This is a genomic window from Pseudomonas sp. A0308, from assembly GCF_044218815.1.
GTDB lineage: Bacteria > Pseudomonadota > Gammaproteobacteria > Pseudomonadales > Pseudomonadaceae > Aquipseudomonas > Aquipseudomonas iridis.
The window spans coordinates 5,223,747-5,240,863 of record NZ_CP162581.1 but is presented as its reverse complement, the minus strand read 5'-3'; the positions used below and the strand labels follow the sequence as shown (position 1 = coordinate 5,240,863).

The window sequence follows — 17,117 nt, the reverse complement described above, 5'->3', positions numbered from 1 at the left end:
GTACTGGGACAGTTGTCACCATAGACGACCATACAGTGCGTTGTCTGCCACAACTGTACCGATTTGCGCGCTATTGCACAGGCGTAAAAAAGCCCGGCACTGCATGACAGTCCGGGCTTTCCAGAGACGCAACCCTCAACGGGCGGCGCCGAGCTGGCCTTTTTCGTCGGAGAACACAATTTCCACACGACGGTTCTGCGCTCGCCCACGCTCGGAAGCGTTGGCGTCCACCGGGTATTCGTCACCGTAACCTTCGACCTGAATACGTTTGTCGTCGATGCCCAGGTCCATCAGCACATCGGCCACCGACTGCGCGCGGTCGCGGGACAGTTTGAGGTTTTCCTGTTTGCCGCCGGTGCTGTCGGTGTAGCCCTCGATACGCACTACGCGCTTCGGATTCAACTGCAGGAACTGCACAATCTTCAGAACAACGCGGTTGGCCGAGTTTTTCAGCTCCGCTTCACCGGTGTCGAACAACACGTCACCCAAGGTCATCACCAGACCACGATCAGTCTGCGTGGTGGCCAGCGCAACAATCTGCTCTTCGAGCCACTTGCCCTGCTGTTGCACGCTCAGCAGCTTTGATTCACGCAGGGCCAGTTGCAGGCGCTGACGATCCAGTTCGAGCTTGGCTGCACGCTCTTCGTTGAGCACTTGATTGGTGTGCTCGCGGGCAATCGCGCTATAACGCTGGCTCAGGTAGGCGTAGTGCACCACGTCCGAACCGCTGCCCCAGTAAGTGGACAGGCGATCGGCACGGGCCAGAGACTCTCCGGCGCGGATCACGTCTTTCGGCGCAATGCGCAGCACGTTGGAATCTTCCTTGACCTTCTGGAAGTCGGCGCCAGCCTCTTGCAAAGCGGATTCACTGTGCTGACCGGCGCAGCCGAACAGGCTCGCGCAACCGACGAGAATCAGACCACCGAGGACCTTGGATTTGAGGCTCATTGGGCGTCTCCCAGTTGCTTGCGCAGACGGACGATGCGGGTGTTAAGCACATTCAACTGTTCTTCGCTTTTCTGGGTCAGCACTTTGGCTTCTGCCAGACGTGCGTCGAGTTCAGCCTGTTCGGAACGCATGCGCGCGTTCCGAAACGATTCGTCTGCCATGTTGCCTTTGGCCCGGTTGTACTTGGTTTCGGCCAGTTTCATTTCAGGCACGTCATCGCCAGTGGCACCGACGGCCTTGGCCTGGGCAATGGCCTGCTCGGTCAAACGCATTTGTTCAATGGGTGCCGGATCGGTCGCGCAACCGGCCATGGCCAGAACGGCCACAGCCGCGAAAAGAGGTCGAATACTCACTAAGAATCCCTACTGTTTTGGGGCACTGACAGGCAGTTGCGGCTGTTGCTGCTGCGCCTTCCAGCGCTCGATATTGCGTTGCAGCGCGGCTTCCGTCAGTCCGGACGCGGGCAATTCTGTCATCTTTTTGGCCAGCTGTCCGCGCAACCACGGATCGTTGCACGCCGAGTTGTGGGAAACCGCGAGGAACAGACCGGGTCTGTCGATCGGTTGTTCAAACGCCAGCAGGTCATCGGCCATGCCCAACGCCTGCGCGGCGGCCATGCCCGAGTAGCGTCCGGCGAGTACATATTCCACTTCACCCAGCAGAAGTTTCTGAAAGGCCTGGGTGAGGTTTGCTGTCCGGGTCAGGGTCAATTGCTGAGCGGCGAAAGTGCCGAATGCCTGGGTCATTCGAGACTTTTCCGACACGCCACCGGTATGGCCGTGCAGGTCGCTGGCTTCCCCGTAGGTCAGCGTAGAGCCTTTGCGGGTCCACACCAGATAGTCGTTTTCCAGCAGCGGCGGATGGATGTAGTCGAGGTTCTCCAGCTCATTGAGCGTCAGCGACGCATCGGCCAGCATGTCCATGCGCCCACTGCGCACCTCATCGAGGGCCTGCGAGCGCTTGCCGGCGTAGAGCAACTCGACCTTGATGCCCAAGTCCTTGGCCACTTGCTGCAACAGGTCTGCGCTGGCACCGATCAATTGCTTGGGGTTTTGCGGATCCTGCCACAGATACGGCGGAGCATCCGGGCTGCCGGTGACGATGAGGCGCTCGCACTTGCCCGCGGCCGAGGCCAATCCTGACAACAGCGCCAATCCCAACAACAATCCGCAGCGCAGATCCATAGCCAAACGCTCCCACTCAAACCCGAGACAAAAAAAAGCCCGACCAAAAGGTCGGGCTCTTTATAAGTGAAGCCGCTGGATTAGACCAGCTTCTCCAGCTCAGGGATTGCCTCAAACAGATCTGCTACCAGACCGTAATCAGCTACCTGGAAGATCGGCGCTTCTTCGTCCTTGTTGATCGCAACGATCACTTTGGAGTCTTTCATACCGGCCAGATGCTGGATCGCGCCGGAGATACCGACGGCGATGTACAGCTGTGGCGCAACGATTTTGCCGGTCTGACCGACCTGCATGTCGTTCGGTACGAAACCTGCGTCGACGGCGGCGCGCGAAGCACCTACAGCAGCGCCCAGCTTGTCGGCCAGGGCATACAGGTGCTTGAAGTTGTCGCCGTTCTGCATGCCGCGGCCGCCGGAAACGACGATCTTGGCAGCGGTCAACTCAGGACGATCAGACTTCGCCAGCTCTTCACCCACGAAGCTCGAAGTACCGGCGTCGTGTGCAGCGCCAACAGCTTCAACAGCAGCCGAACCACCTTCAGCAGCAACCGGATCGAAACCGGTGGCACGCACGGTGATCACTTTGATCGCAGCAGTCGATTGCACGGTAGCGATGGCGTTACCGGCGTAGATCGGACGCTTGAAGGTGTCAGCGCTTTCTACCGAGATGATCTCGGAGATCTGGTCAACGTCCAGCTGCGCAGCAACGCGTGGCAGGATGTTTTTGCCGTTGGAGGTGGCGGCAGCCAGGATGTGGCTGTAGCCAGCGCCCAGTTCTGCGACCAGCGGAGCAACGTTTTCCGGCAACTGATGCGCATAAGCGGCGTTATCAGCATTCAGGACTTTGCTCACGCCAGCGATTTTCGCAGCGGCCTCAGCCACGGCGCCAGCGCCTTGACCAGCAACCAGAACGTGGATGTCGCCGCCGATTTTGGCAGCAGCAGCCACGGTGTTCAGCGTGGCCGGAGCCAGCACTTTGTTGTCGTGTTCGGCGATTACCAAGATAGTCATGATTAGATTACCTTCGCTTCGTTTTTCAGTTTCTCGACCAGTTCAGCCACCGACTTGACCTTAATGCCTGCGCTGCGTGCAGCCGGCGCTTCGACTTTCAGGGTCTTGTTGGTGGAGGCGGTGGAAACGCCCAAAGCGTCCGGAGTCAGCACTTCGAGAGGCTTCTTCTTGGCTTTCATGATGTTTGGCAGGGACGCGTAGCGCGGCTCGTTCAAACGCAGGTCGGTGGTGACGATCGCCGGCAGTTTCAGCGAAACAGTCTGCGCGCCGCCGTCGATTTCGCGGGTCACGGCAACGCTGTCACCGGAGACTTCGACTTTCGAGGCGAACGTGCCCTGACCATAACCGCTCAGTGCAGCGAGCATCTGGCCGGTCTGGTTGTTGTCGCTGTCGATGGCTTGTTTGCCAAGGATCACCAGCTGAGGCTGTTCCTTGTCGACCACAGCCTTGAGCAGCTTGGCCACGGCGAGCGAGGTCAGATCTTCAGCGGATTCGACGAGGATGGCACGGTCGGCACCCAGAGCCAGTGCGGTACGCAGCTGCTCCTGAGCGGTGGTCGGGCCGATGGAGACGACGACGATTTCAGTCGCAACACCTTTCTCTTTCAGGCGTACGGCTTCTTCCACTGCGATTTCGCAGAACGGGTTCATCGACATCTTGACGTTGGCGAGGTCTACGCCGGAATTGTCCGCCTTGACGCGAACCTTGACGTTGTAATCCACAACGCGTTTGACAGCTACAAGAACCTTCATGGATTCCTCGTTACTCTCCGGTGAAAAGAAAGTCGCCTAGGCGAACCTGGCGGTTGATGCTCATCGGGCTACAAGGGCACCTCTAAAAACGCCGGCCTGTATACGCGGTGATTCCACGCTGCGAAGTGCTGTGACCGTTCGTCAGTGGTGACCGACGAGTCATACCTCTTCACGGTGTGTAAACTGCGCGCCGCACCTGCGTTGCGCATCACCTTGTATTGCCTACGCCCTGTCTTTAGAGGTGCTCTTGAAACCGCCAGTCTGCCTACGGCGAGCGCAAAACCGCCCGTATCTTGACCGGAACGCCTATTCCGGTCAATACAGCAAAATGACCATTCATAAGCCGCGCTTCTTTGATTTATCTGGCCTGGAGCCGATTCAAACAAACGTTTGTATTGGACGCTAGGAGTGGTGTAGATATAATGCGCCCCCTAGAGAGAAAGGTGGCTTCTCCTTTATCCCCTTGACGTTAACGTAAAGGCGTAGCGGAAGCGACATCAAACCTCCATATTAGAAAAAAAACTGTTGAGCCTTGAGTAGGAGATAGCCTGTGGAACGCGAATACATGGAATTCGACGTGGTCATCGTCGGTGCCGGCCCCGCTGGCCTGTCCGCCGCCTGCCGCTTGAAGCAGAAGGCCGCCGAAGCCGGTAAGGAAATCAGCGTCTGCGTGGTCGAAAAAGGCTCCGAAGTCGGCGCACACATCCTTTCCGGTGCCGTATTCGAACCCCGCGCACTGAACGAACTGTTCCCGGACTGGAAAGAACTCGGCGCCCCGCTGAACACGCCGGTTACCCGCGACGACATTTTCGTGCTGAAAAACGCCGAAAGCGCGCAGAAAATTCCTGACTTCTTTGTGCCCAAGACCATGCACAACGAAGGCAACTACATTATCTCCCTGGGCAACCTGTGCCGCTGGCTCGCCCAGCAGGCAGAGAACCTCGGCGTGGAAATCTACCCGGGCTTCGCTGCTCAGGAAGCGCTGATCGACGAGCAAGGCGTGGTTCGCGGGATCATCACTGGCGACCTCGGTGTCGATCGCGAAGGCAATCCGAAAGAAGGCCTGTATACCCCGGGCATGGAGCTGCGTGGCAAATACACGCTTTTCGCCGAAGGTTGCCGTGGCCACATCGGCAAGCAACTGATCAAGCGTTTCAACCTCGACAGCGATGCCGACGCCCAGCATTACGGCATCGGTCTGAAAGAAATCTGGGAAATCGATCCGGCCAAACACCAGCCAGGCCTGGTGGTTCACACCGCCGGTTGGCCACTGGAGATCATGGGCACCGAGAACACCGGCGGCTCGTTCCTCTATCACCTGGAAAACAATCAGGTAGTGGTCGGCCTGATCGTTGATCTGTCGTACAGCAACACCTACCTGTCGCCGTTCGACGAGTTCCAGCGCCTCAAACATCACCCGGTGCTGGCTCAGTATCTGGAAGGCGGCAAGCGCATCAGCTACGGCGCCCGCGCAATCTGCAAAGGTGGCCTGAACTCGCTGCCGAAGATGGTTTTCAAGGGCGGCGCGCTGATCGGTTGCGACCTCGGCACCCTGAACTTCGCCAAGATCAAAGGCAGCCACACCGCGATGAAATCCGGCATGCTCGCCGCTGAATCGGTGGCTGACGCGCTGTTCGCTGAAAAGGACGGTACTGAAGAGCTGACCACTTACGTCGACGCCTTCAAGAAGAGCTGGCTCTACGACGAACTGTTCGCCAGCCGTAACTTCGGCCCGGCGATCCACAAGTTCGGCGCGATCCTCGGCGGTGGTTTCAACTGGCTGGATCAGAACATCTTCGCCGGCAAACTGCCGTTCACCCTGCACGATAACAAGCCGGATTACGCCTGCCTCAAGCTCGCGGCCGACTGCAAGAAGATCGACTACCCGAAACCCGACGGCAAACTCAGCTTCGACAAACTCAGCTCGGTGTTCATCTCCGGTACCAACCATGAAGAAGAACAGCCTTGCCACTTGAAGCTGACCGACCCGAGCATTCCGATCAGCAAAAACCTGCCGCTGTACGACGAGCCGGCGCAGCGCTACTGCCCGGCCGGCGTGTACGAGGTAATCACCAAGGAAGACGGCGAGAAACGCTTCCAGATCAACGCCCAGAACTGCGTGCACTGCAAGACCTGTGACATCAAGGACCCTTCGCAGAACATCACTTGGGTGACGCCGGAAGGCGCTGGCGGCCCGACTTACCCGAACATGTAAGCCGAACCGTTGAACAACAAGGCTCCCGAAACGGGGGCCTTTTTGTTGCCCTCCATTCAGTGCATCACATCAAACCCTGTGGGAGCTGGCTTGCCAGCGATGGGGCCGTGTCAGACACCATCCTGGCAGCCTGAACCACCGCAATCGCTGGCAAGCCAGCTCCCACAGGGATTGTGTAAATCCTCAAGCAGCGCGTTCATCCCCGGGGCTGCGCTCAAAGTAGCGCTTATATTCACGACTAAACTGCGAAGTACTCTGGTACCCCACCCGATGCGCCACCTGCGCCACACCCAATCCCTCAGCCACCAGTAATGTCTGCGCCTTGAGCAGCCGCAAGCGTTTCAAATACTGGACCGGTGACAACAACGTGCTGCGTTTGAAATGCTCATGAAAGGTCGACACGCTCATGTTCGCGCAACTGGCCAATGTCTCGACATTCAACGGTTCGGTGTAATGCGCATGCAAATGGCTAATCGACGCCGCCACGCGGGCGAACTGCCCCTGCTGCTCAACCAGCGCGCGCAACACATCGGCCTGCGGTCCGCGCAACGCGACAAACAGCAATTCGCGAATGCGCGCCGGCCCCAGAATCTGACACTCCAGCGGATCGTGCAGACAACGGAGCAACCGTTCGACACAGCCGCGCATGTCATCGTCGAGCACCACCGACGTCATCGACTCCGGTGTCTGCGCCGGAATATGCCGCCCCGGCGCCAGCCCCATCGCCAGCACCAGCTCGCCGAGCAAAACCCGGTCGATCGCCACCGACACACCCAGCAGCGGCGCATCCGGCAAGGCAAAGGTTTCACACTCGAAAGGCACCGGCAGCGCCTGAATCAGATAATGCCCGGCGCCATATTCCATGGTGCGCGGCCCGAGAAACGCCAGTTTGCTGCCCTGGGCGATGATCATCAGGCTCGGTTCATAGATGTGCGGGCCACGGGCAACATCGCAACTGGCGCGCAGCACCTGCACGCCCGGTAGCCCGGTAGGGGAATAACCGTCGCGCAGTGCCAGCGGTTCAATCAGCGAAACCAGGGTGGCATTGGCATCAAGGTGACGAGTTAATTGCATCGAGGTTCTTCAGAAAAAAGTAACGGAAAAAGGCATGAAAGCATCATCGCAGATCCTTTTGCCAATGCGACTGAACAAACCCGCATGCCGGAGGATTAGGCATGAGACCCGGAGGAATCGCCATGGCCGGACAGTCGCGCGGCGCCCAAAATGCGCCGCCTCACTTGTCACTGCTTTTGCGAGGTTTCACATGTATACCGCTATCGGCTACGCCGCCCAATCGGCCACCACGCCCCTCGCCCCGATGAAATTCGAACGCCGCAGCCCTCGCGTCGACGACGTCGCCATCGAAATTCTCTACTGCGGCGTCTGCCACTCCGACATCCACCAGGCACGCAACGAATGGGGCATCGCTGTTTACCCGTTAATGCCCGGCCACGAGATCGTCGGAAAAGTCACCGCAATCGGTGCGAATGTCACCAAACACAAAGTAGGCGATCTGGTCGGCGTTGGCTGCATGGTCGACTCCTGCCGCAGTTGCGAAGCATGCCAGTCGAACCTCGAGCAGTATTGCCTCGAAGGCCCGACCATGACGTACGCCACCCCGGACCGGGTCGACGGCAGCAACACCATGGGCGGCTACTCCGACAGCATCGTCGTCAGCGAGCACTTCGTCGTCCGCATCCCGGAAAAACTCGCCCTGGCCAGCGCCGCGCCAATTCTCTGCGCCGGCATTACCACTTACTCGCCGCTCAAGCATTACGGCGTCAAGGCTGGCGACAAGGTCGGGATTCTCGGCATGGGTGGCCTGGGCCACATGGGCATCAAGTTTGCCAAGGCGATGGGCGCGGAAGTAACCCTGTTCACCCGTTCGGCGAGCAAGGCTGAAGAAGGTCGTCGTCAGGGCGCCGATCATGTGATCGTCTCCACCGACGCCGAGCAGATGAAGGCTGCCGCGGGTTACTTCGACTTCCTGCTGGACACCATTCCGGTGCAGCACGACCTCAACCCGTACCTCGATACCCTGCGCTTTGACGGCGTGCACATTTTGGTCGGCCTTATCGAGCCGATTGATCCACCGGTACACGCCGGCAAACTGGTAATGAGCCGCCGCGTACTCGCCGGCTCGTTGATCGGTGGCATTGCCGAAACCCAGGAAGTGCTGGATTTCTGCGCCGAGCACAACATCACCTGCGACATCGAAATGCTCGACATCCGCCAGATCAACGAGGCTTACGCCCGCATGATCGCCGGCGACGTGAAGTACCGTTTCGTGATCGACATGGCAACGCTCAAGGTTTAATCACACCTTTAAACCCAGCTCCGCCGATAGCCGGGCTGTGACCCCTTTGATCAGGGGAATCAGCTCGGCCATTTTCTCCAGCGGCATATAGGGCACGGTGCTGGCGATGCTGATTGCCGCCACAATGCCTTTGCTCGCATCACGAATCGGCGCCGCCACACAGCGGATCGACGGTTCGTTGTCTTCCAGATCGAACGCGTAGCCACCGGCCACGTAATCGGTCATGCGTTGTTCAAGCTGTTCCCACGACTGCTGGGGATGCTGCGGCCAGAACTGACTTTTCCCACCCGCCGGCAGGCTGATGTCGTACAGACGCTGCCAATCCTGCGGCGAATCATCGAGCATCAACGCCTTGCCGATCCCGGTGCGTGCCAGCGGCATACGATGGCCTACCCGCGAACGCATTTCCGGTCCGTTGCGCCCCGGGTTCTTCAGCAGATACAGCACTTCATCGCCTTCACGAATCCCCAGGTGAACGGTGTCCCCGGTCAGTGCCGACAACTCATCCAGATAAGGTCCGGCCAACGTCACCAGCGGCAATTCTTCACGCGCCTGAAAGCCCAGCTCGATCAGCTTCGGTCCCAGCAGATAACCGACTTGCGGCACCACGCGCAGGTAGCGCTCATCCACCAGACAACTGGCCAGCCGATGGGTGGTGCTGCGCGTGGTGCCGATCAGCCGGGCAATCTCCTTGAGATCACGCGCGCCGCTGGCCACGGCCTGCACCACACCCAGCCCGCGAAGCAGCGTCTGGGTGCCGGTGGGTGCGGCGTCCTTGATTTTTTCCGGGGCGTCTTCCTGCATATCCAGCCTTTACCGTTGAGCGAGGGAACGGGCGGCATTATGGTCGCCCGACGCTAAGCACTACAACTCGATACGTTCAACCTTGCCCACCAGCAGCACGTAGGACAATGCACCGATCAATGCCAGAACCGCGATATAGGTGATCGCCGGGGCGAAAGAATCCCCGCTGGCGAGGAAACCGATCACGATCGGCGTTGCAATCGCCGACAGGTTGCCGATGAAGTTGAACACTCCACCGGTCAAGCCGAGCAGGCGCGCCGGCGCCAGTGTCGACACCAGCGACCAGGTGATCGAGGCCAGTCCATTGCCGAAAAACGCCAGCGCCAGAAAGGCAATCACCAGCGGCGTCGACTCGACGAAGTTGGCGCCGATGATCGAAGTGGAAATCAGCAGTCCGCCAATGATCGGCAACTTGCGCGCAAAACCAATGGTGTAACCGCGACGAATCAAGAAGTCGGAAAAGAACCCCGAGCACAACACCCCTACGAACGCGGCGAGAAACGGCAACGAGGCCAGCAAGCCAGACTTGATGAAGTCCATGCCGCGATATTTCACCAGGTAGGTCGGGAACCACGTCAGGAAAAACCACAGTGTCGAGTTCAGGCAGAACTGGCCGAGATAGATGCCCCACAACTTGCGTTTAGTGAGAACAATGCCGAGATCGGTCCAGCTGAATTTGGCTTTGACCTTGGCGCTGTCGGCCTGGATATCCACCAGCCCGCCGCCCTCGCGGATCAGCTCGATTTCTGCATCGTTGGCACCTTTGAAATCCCGTGGCTCGCGATACACCGCGTACCAGATTGCCGCCCAGATAATGCCCACCGCACCTGTCGCGACAAACACCATGTGCCAGCCGAATTCGTGTTGCAGCCACGCGAGAACCGGCGTGAGAAAGGCCAGACCCACGAACTGCCCGGACGTGTAAAAACCAATCGCCGTGGCGCGTTCACGCTCGGGAAACCATGTTGTCACCACGCGACTGTTGATTGGATAGGCCGGGGCTTCCAGCGCGCCGACTGCCATGCGCAGGACGAACAGCGCGATGAAACTGGCGGCGAAACCAAGCATCACGGTGGCGATCGACCACAACAGCAACGCGACGCTGTAAAGAATGCGTGGCGGCACGCGATCCACCAGCCAGCCACCGGGGATTTGCATCGCAGCGTAGGTCCAGCCGAATGCGGAGAAGATCAGGCCAACGTGAATCGGATCGATGCCCAGCTCGCTGGTCAGGGCCGGGGCGGCAATCGACAGGTTGCTGCGGTCGAGGTAGTTGATGACCACGGTGATAAACAGCAACACCATGATGAAAAAACGCTTTCGGCTAGGCGCGACTAAAGACGCCTGCCCGGTGAGGGTTTGCGGTTGCATGAGAGATGCCTCTTCTTATGTTTATTTGAGGACAGTCTTAAGACTTGCACGGAACCCTGTGGGAGCTGGCTTGCCAGCGATTGCGGTGTGTCTGTCACATCAGTGTTGGACGTGCCGCCGTCATCGCTGGCAAGCCAGCTCCCACAGGGATTAGTGGTGTGTCAGGCTGGACTCACCACTCGGCAAAACTGCCATCGGCATGGCGCCAGATCGGGTTGCGCCAGCGGTGACCGACGGCCGCGCGTTCGATCACATATTCCTCGTTGATCTCGATACCCAACCCCGGCCCGTTCGGAATCTTCACAAAGCCTTTGTCGTAATCGAACACCCGCGGATCTTTTACATAGTCGAGCAAATCGTTGCTCTCGTTGTAATGAATGCCCAGGCTTTGCTCCTGGATAAACGCGTTGTAGCAAACCGCATCCAGTTGCAGACACGCCGCCAGCGCAATCGGTCCCAGCGGGCAATGCAACGCCAGCGCCACGTCATAGGCTTCGGCCATGTTGGCGATCTTGCGGGTTTCGGTAATGCCGCCAGCGTGGGAGGCATCCGGCTGGATGATGTCGACGTAGCCTTCACTCAACACGCGTTTAAAGTCCCAACGGGAGAACAGCCGCTCGCCCAGTGCAATTGGCGTGCTGGTCAGCGGTGCCAGTTCTTTCAGCGCTTCGTAGTTCTCGCTGAGCACCGGCTCTTCGATGAACATCAGTTTGTAGGGGTCGAGTTCCTTCATCAGCACCTTGGCCATCGGCTTGTGCACCCGACCATGGAAGTCGACACCGATGCCGACGTTCGGCCCGACCGCATCACGCACGGCGGCGACGTTGGCCAGGGCGAGATCGACTTTTTCGAAGGTATCGAGAAACTGCAGCTCTTCCGTGCCGTTCATTTTTACCGCGGTAAAACCACGGCTCACGGCCTCTTTCGCTGCACGCGCCGTGTCAGCCGGACGGTCGCCGCCTATCCACGAATACACGCGAATCTTGTCGCGCACCTGACCACCGAGCAGATCACTGACCGACACACCAAGAGCCTTGCCTTTGATGTCCCACAGCGCCTGATCGATACCGGCCAGCGCACTCATGTGGATCGCGCCGCCACGGTAGAAGCCGCCGCGATACAACACCGTCCAGATGTCCTCGATGTTGCGTGGGTCTTTGCCGATCAGGTAGTCGGACAATTCCTCAACAGCCGCTGCTACCGTGTGTGCGCGACCTTCAACCACAGGCTCGCCCCAACCGATCACGCCTTCGTCGGTTTCGATCTTGAGGAAGCACCAGCGCGGCGGAACGATGAAGGTGGTGAGTTTGGTGATTTTCATCTTGTTGTCTCTCTTGTAGAGGTAGCGCTCGCAGCGCCAAAAGTCTTAGCGAAGGGCTTTCCAGGCAGCCACATAGGCCTTGGCATTCGCCGCTACTTGCTCAACGCTCATCCCCGGTTTGAACAGCCCCGAGCCGAGACCGAAACCCTTGACGCCAGCATCGATGAACACCTGCATGTTGTCCGGGGTGATGCCACCGACGGGCGCCAGAATCGTCCCGATGGGCAACACCGCCAGCCAGGCCTTGACGACCGCCGGCCCCATCTGCTCGGCCGGAAACAGCTTGAGAATGTCCGCGCCCTCCTCCAGCGCAGCGAAGGCTTCGGTCGGCGTGGCAACGCCTGGCGACAGGTAAAGCCCCGCCGCTTTTGCCGCACGCAAGACCTTGGCATCGCTGTGGGGCATGACGATGACCTGGCCGCCGGCCTCCTTCACCAATTCGACCTGTTCCGGGGTCAACACCGTACCGGCACCGATCAGGCAATCGGGTGGCAAGGCCTTACGCAGGATGGCGATACTTTCGTACGGCGAAGGGGAATTGAGCGGTACTTCGATGACGCGAAATCCGGCCGCATACAGGACTTCTCCCACAGCAGCAGCTTCCTGCGGATGCAGGCCACGCAGAATCGCGATCAGACCGTTTTGCGCCAATGCTTGCTTGAGCATGTCAGGCCTCCAGTCGGGGTTAACGGGATGAGGAATCGATCAGTCCGGCGGCCAGCGCCAGTTGCCACAGGCCACGCTCGGTGGCCTGCTCGGCCAGCGTCACGTTGGCGAACCCACAGGCGTCGAGGGCACGGCTATAACGTGTGCACAGTTGCGCATTGCCGATGAGGATGATCGAGGGAAGATTTGGATTGTCACGGCGACGGCGCTGAGCGGCGGCAAGTGCCGCCAGTTCATGGCCAATCATCAGGCCGGACAAGTAATCCGCTTGCGCCGTCGGACTGAGCTCGCCGGTCAGACCCAAGGTGCGGGCACTGAACAATGTAGAGAGCACGCCGAGTTCACCGTCCGCCGACAGCGCAACCTGCACACCGCGGTCAAATGCCTGGCCATCGAAAGCGGCGCCTTGCTGTTGGGTGCGGCCGAGAATGCTGTGTTCGCTGAGCACCGCGAACACTTCGCCGGTCATGAAGGTGTCGAAATGGGTGATGCAGCCATCGACCACTTCGACCCATTTCGAGTGACTGCCCGGCAGGCCGATCAACAGATCACCGCCCGCCTCGACCGGGAGGTTCTGCAGAACGCCCAGCACTTGGGTCTCTTCGCCGCGCATCACGTTCGGCAGACGGGAACGCTGAATCACGCCCGGCACGATATGCACTCGCGCGCCGCGAAGACTGATAACTGTTTGTAGGGAGTTTCCGAGATTGGCGACGTTCGCCGGCGTGTCGCAGTAGGCGGCTTCGCGCCAGCCTTGCGCGCTGCCGACCATGCCGCAAGCGATCACCGGCAGATCCGGCTGCGCATCGAGCCAGTCGCCACAGGCCTCATCAAAGGCCAGTTCAAAACCGTCGGCACATTCGCGACCGTTGATGACTCGCGGGGTCTTCGGCAGTTGCATGATCCCGGACGACAGCGAGCGCTGCTCCAGCACCACACCGCCCGCCGCGAGTTTGTAAGCACGTAATGAGGTCGTCCCCCAATCGAGCGCGATCAATTGCGCCAGCATCGCTTCACCTGTTTTGTTTTTGGCAGTGAGTGCGACGGACTATAGACCTCTCAAGCTGAAAATCTCAATATGTAATTTCACATCCCATATTTTGGGACGTATTCAATCCACGGCGTCCATCGCTTTACGGGTTGCAGTTTTTTGTCGAGGATGACGCGCAGTACTTCATGTTCGCTGGCTCCGACTTCATGCGTCCGCCCTTCCTGATCGGTTACACCGGGCTCCAGGCGCCCATCCCCTCTGATGATGGTGTACGCCGCCAGCGGCGCGGGAGTTTCATCTACCTCTGAAACAAGTCGTAATTTGGTCTTGTATGGCGCGAATGAAGCGAGCATGCCGGCATAGGGCACGTCGCTACATAAACCGAGACTGTCGATCTGGTCATACATCGGCGACCGTTCATAGCGCCAGCGCAGAATGCACAGGGGCGCAAAGGGCACCCACGTTCGCGGTTGATCAGAGGGTTTGAGCGTCAGGCGTGAAGGCGCCACCCGCGGGTTTTCCACGGCGGCGATAAACCGCGAGGTGGGCAAATACATGACCTTTGAGTAATACGCCACGAATGCAAACGCAGTAATCACCACTTTGCATGGAATGTATTCCTGCGGTTTGAGGAGCTGCACCAACTCAACGGGCCTGATCTCGTTATGACCATCATTGATGACATGGTTCTCGACCCGGATGCTTGCAAACATTTCATAACGACGATCACCTTCGATCAATCGCATTTCACTGACAGTTCCGGCAGCTTCAAGCGCGATTTGATGTTCGACGGAAAAGTCCAGATCGCCATCCAGCGAGCACCGGATCGAGGTACCGATCTGACCTTGTCGCCCATGCACCTTATACAAGTCGATCAGATTTCTGTCGGATGTAAAACGCAGATCGTAATAGGAAGAACTCAGGTGATCGATCGAGACAAACTCAAGCCTGGCGGGAGGGACATCCAGATGCATGCAAGCCGCACACGATAAAAAACCACCGAGCAAAAGCCATTTAAAAATTCGCAAACTCAACATTTAGCCCTCTGTCCTCACCTGCCGAATGCCCTTGTAAAGTCCTCTGAAGGGATGCGCATAAACTCCGAAAAGTAGGTTTTATATTTCGTTGTATTGACTCTAAACGTACATACGACAAATGGGTGCGCGCTCAAGGCACTGCGCAACCTATCGCCCTCAAGAATAAGTTCCTTGCCCTGCACGTCTCCGGTCTCTCGAAAAATAACCCGGGAGATATATTTTCCTTTCGAAGAGTTCTCACTCACCTCAACGATACCGCTACCATATCGTTTCTGGTAATGACCAATAGAAAAATCCAGATCATCATCCAGAGTACAAACCAGCTCCTCGCCGATTTTAGACTGGAATAATCCTAACAGATCCGTATCACTTGAGAACCAAACGAAAAACGAACTCGCGCTCGGCGTAATTGAAACGCCTTGAAAGTCAAGCACCGCTATTTGCCTGCCATGATTCGAGGAACATGAACTGCATAGCAATATGGCGATTGCCAAAAAAATTCTATTCACAGCTTATTTTTCCCTGAGATAACCGAGTATCGAGTCCGCCAACAATTGACGGGCCGACTTCCCACCCTCCAGTTTTTGATCAAACATAATATCCGCATCTGCGTGATTGACATCGACTCGACCACTGACATTGGGACCTGAAGTTATCTCCCACTGTTCACCAAAGTCTGCAACAGTATCCGATATGTCCCGATTCTGGATTTTCGCCGCGCGGATATTTATCCAGAACTCCGCCTTTGGCTCAGGTTTTCGCCTGTAAATGGTTGAAATACCATAGACGATCTTTCCCTGGCCCACGGGGTCTATCGTGATCAACATTCTGACTTTGTAGCCCTTATCCGTCAAAACACTGGAAAGGTGTGCACCGTTCCAACCGCCCAAACTATGCCCGATGATATAAACAGGTGTCGTTTTATCAGGAGCTTCAACCAATACATTTTTCGCCAGATCGTCATCCGTCAAGAACTTATTATAGGCCAATGCTTTCATATCGCATTTCGACAAATAGCAAAGCGCATCAGCATCAGCCACTACTTTAGTTTGAACATGGGTCACGTTCCAGTTCGGCCCGCTCATGTAGTAACTTTCCTGATCTCCAGCCCCACCGACAAATAAAATAAACACCTTCTTCATGCTGATGGCAATGATTTTGGCGCACTTATCTTCGGGCTTGGTTAATTCAACGTTTCCTACGTCTCTTTTAGCCAAAGGTTCCAGGCCCGCCGTATTTTCTCCTGCCATGTCCGTCACTCAACAAATAATTTAATAGTTTCAGGTAAATGCGAACTAACGGTATGGGTATATCCCGAAGCATCCGTAATGCCATGTTCCTCACTGCCATTGCCACGCTGAATCGTGTAGGGGTGGTAGGGCACGGGTTCTCCAGTCGTGTCATTCACCACTTGCAACCTGTCCGTAAAATGCACCGGCATCGGCAGCAACCCACTAAACGCCGCCCCTCCGCCACTCTGTCCAATAATCACCGTCCCCGAACCACCGACCACGACATTGCCGTGTCCTCCGGTGCTGTCGAGCGTTGCGGCGTTCAGGCCATTGATGAAAACGGTGCCGGAGACAGCGCCGGTGATCGGGCTGCCGCAGGCCGATTTATCAGTCATGCGCGCAGCGGCGAGGCCGTCGAAGAAGACGTCGGGCGAGCCGGAAACAATCGGGTTAGTGCCGTGGCCTGGCAATGGGCATGCGGTCGGGTCGGTGACGCGGGCGGCGGGTTTTCCACTCAATTCAAAGCTCCTTGCTTCAGAGGTTCCGGGTGTGGCTGGTAGATGTCGACTTCGGTCGCGGCAAAGCGCCAGCGATTGTCGACGGGGTCGAACAGTGCGTGGCTGTGCTCGCGGCTGTCGGGGGATATAGCGGTTTGCAGGTGCTGCCAGGCTTCGTCGACATGCCAGGTGAGTTCAGCGGGCGTGGCGTCATCGAGTTCGTTGAGCCAAGCGTTGTAGTTTCGCAGGCGATTCAGCTCGTAGGTACTTTGCAGCAACTCAGCCATTTGCGTGCCGAGGTCCAAATGATGTTCGGCCGTCCACTGGCCGATCTCGGAGTAGACGTACCACCCCATCGGCATCAATGCGCCATCCTTGAGCAGCGAATGCCCCGCCGGAGCGACGAAACCGCAACTGATGTGCAGCGTTAGCCAGCCTTGGTGCGCGTCGATGAACGTCTTCGGTTCGAAGTTGCGCAACGGGATTACGCGATAGTCGTGAAGGCCTGCGCAGCGAGTCATGAGTTCGGCATCCAGGCGCGAGACAAATGCGCGGATGGCTTTGCCGCCCAGGCGATTGACCATGCAGAGAATGTCTACCGGTTGGCGCTGGGGGTTGTCGGAAAAGCCCGAGTTTTTCACCAGGCCATACAAACGTATTGACGCACTTAGTCCGCTCATCGCCCGCCACTCATTGACACAGCGAAGGCTCCACGGGCGTGGAGAGTTTTTGCCAGAGGCATTGCAGGTGTCGTCCGTGAGCGCGCAAAAAT

General features: G+C 57.9%; 18 protein-coding genes. 2 read left to right on the top strand and 16 right to left on the bottom strand.

The genetic code is table 11. The annotated features are described in order from the left end of the window. Positions 1–135: 135 nt before the first annotated feature. From AB4P92_RS24330 to AB4P92_RS24310, 5 genes are all read right to left on the bottom strand, one after another. On the bottom strand, positions 136–948 hold the full coding sequence (locus AB4P92_RS24330) for an OmpA family protein (protein WP_042560396.1): 813 nt from the start codon (positions 946–948) through the stop codon (positions 136–138). Continuing rightward, positions 945–1,301, bottom strand: coding sequence for a DUF4398 domain-containing protein (locus tag AB4P92_RS24325; protein ID WP_042560397.1), 357 nt, complete (start codon positions 1,299–1,301; stop codon positions 945–947). The genes AB4P92_RS24330 and AB4P92_RS24325 overlap by 4 nt, the downstream gene beginning before the upstream one ends. A gap of 9 nt (positions 1,302–1,310) precedes the next feature. After that, positions 1,311–2,132, bottom strand: a complete 822-nt coding sequence (locus AB4P92_RS24320; RefSeq protein WP_395598277.1) for a substrate-binding periplasmic protein — start codon at positions 2,130–2,132, stop codon at positions 1,311–1,313. An 80-nt stretch (positions 2,133–2,212) separates the two neighbouring features. Continuing rightward, entirely contained in the window at positions 2,213–3,142 is a 930-nt protein-coding gene (locus tag AB4P92_RS24315) for an electron transfer flavoprotein subunit alpha/FixB family protein (RefSeq protein ID WP_042560399.1), read from the bottom strand. A 2-nt stretch (positions 3,143–3,144) separates the two neighbouring features. After that, a complete protein-coding gene (locus AB4P92_RS24310; protein ID WP_007908338.1) occupies positions 3,145–3,894 on the bottom strand; it encodes an electron transfer flavoprotein subunit beta/FixA family protein in 750 nt (249 codons plus the stop codon). Between the two features lie 550 nt (positions 3,895–4,444). Here AB4P92_RS24310 and AB4P92_RS24305 point away from each other — a divergent pair. Continuing rightward, positions 4,445–6,109, top strand: coding sequence for an electron transfer flavoprotein-ubiquinone oxidoreductase (locus tag AB4P92_RS24305; protein WP_042560400.1), 1,665 nt, complete (start codon positions 4,445–4,447; stop codon positions 6,107–6,109). Between the two features lie 183 nt (positions 6,110–6,292). Here AB4P92_RS24305 and AB4P92_RS24300 read toward each other — a convergent pair whose 3' ends face one another. Beyond that, positions 6,293–7,183 carry an AraC family transcriptional regulator gene (locus AB4P92_RS24300; protein WP_042560401.1) on the bottom strand — a complete coding sequence of 297 codons (891 nt, stop codon included), beginning with the start codon at positions 7,181–7,183 and terminating at the stop codon, positions 6,293–6,295. Positions 7,184–7,373: 190 nt separating this feature from the next. Here AB4P92_RS24300 and AB4P92_RS24295 point away from each other — a divergent pair, with 190 nt between their 5' ends. Next, entirely contained in the window at positions 7,374–8,426 is a 1,053-nt protein-coding gene (locus AB4P92_RS24295) for an NAD(P)-dependent alcohol dehydrogenase (protein ID WP_200616941.1), read from the top strand. Here the strand turns inward: AB4P92_RS24295 and AB4P92_RS24290 are convergent, their stop codons facing one another. From AB4P92_RS24290 to AB4P92_RS24245, 10 genes are all read right to left on the bottom strand, one after another. Beyond that, positions 8,427–9,230, bottom strand: coding sequence for an IclR family transcriptional regulator (locus AB4P92_RS24290; protein WP_210704457.1), 804 nt, complete (start codon positions 9,228–9,230; stop codon positions 8,427–8,429). It abuts the gene before it with no gap. A 60-nt stretch (positions 9,231–9,290) separates the two neighbouring features. Continuing rightward, positions 9,291–10,601: an MFS transporter gene (locus AB4P92_RS24285; protein ID WP_042560404.1), complete on the bottom strand. Its 1,311-nt coding sequence runs from the start codon at positions 10,599–10,601 to the stop codon at positions 9,291–9,293. 172 nt (positions 10,602–10,773) lie between these two features. Beyond that, complete coding sequence (gene dgoD / locus AB4P92_RS24280; protein WP_395598276.1) at positions 10,774–11,922, bottom strand: galactonate dehydratase; 1,149 nt, start codon at positions 11,920–11,922, stop codon at positions 10,774–10,776. A 45-nt stretch (positions 11,923–11,967) separates the two neighbouring features. Then, entirely contained in the window at positions 11,968–12,588 is a 621-nt protein-coding gene (locus tag AB4P92_RS24275; RefSeq protein WP_200616938.1) for a 2-dehydro-3-deoxy-6-phosphogalactonate aldolase, read from the bottom strand. Between the two features lie 19 nt (positions 12,589–12,607). After that, positions 12,608–13,597: a 2-dehydro-3-deoxygalactonokinase gene (locus AB4P92_RS24270; RefSeq protein WP_042560407.1), complete on the bottom strand. Its 990-nt coding sequence runs from the start codon at positions 13,595–13,597 to the stop codon at positions 12,608–12,610. A 77-nt stretch (positions 13,598–13,674) separates the two neighbouring features. Beyond that, positions 13,675–14,616 carry a hypothetical protein gene (locus tag AB4P92_RS24265; RefSeq protein WP_395598275.1) on the bottom strand — a complete coding sequence of 314 codons (942 nt, stop codon included), beginning with the start codon at positions 14,614–14,616 and terminating at the stop codon, positions 13,675–13,677. A gap of 14 nt (positions 14,617–14,630) precedes the next feature. Further along, positions 14,631–15,050 (bottom strand): hypothetical protein, encoded by a 420-nt coding sequence (locus AB4P92_RS24260; protein ID WP_395598274.1) that lies wholly within the window; start codon positions 15,048–15,050, stop codon positions 14,631–14,633. Between the two features lie 78 nt (positions 15,051–15,128). After that, positions 15,129–15,866 (bottom strand): alpha/beta hydrolase, encoded by a 738-nt coding sequence (locus AB4P92_RS24255; RefSeq protein ID WP_150686818.1) that lies wholly within the window; start codon positions 15,864–15,866, stop codon positions 15,129–15,131. A gap of 5 nt (positions 15,867–15,871) precedes the next feature. Continuing rightward, positions 15,872–16,366 carry a PAAR domain-containing protein gene (locus AB4P92_RS24250; protein ID WP_395598273.1) on the bottom strand — a complete coding sequence of 165 codons (495 nt, stop codon included), beginning with the start codon at positions 16,364–16,366 and terminating at the stop codon, positions 15,872–15,874. Next, positions 16,363–17,025, bottom strand: a complete 663-nt coding sequence (locus tag AB4P92_RS24245; RefSeq protein WP_395598272.1) for a hypothetical protein — start codon at positions 17,023–17,025, stop codon at positions 16,363–16,365. The genes AB4P92_RS24250 and AB4P92_RS24245 overlap by 4 nt, the downstream gene beginning before the upstream one ends. Positions 17,026–17,117 lie beyond the last annotated feature (92 nt).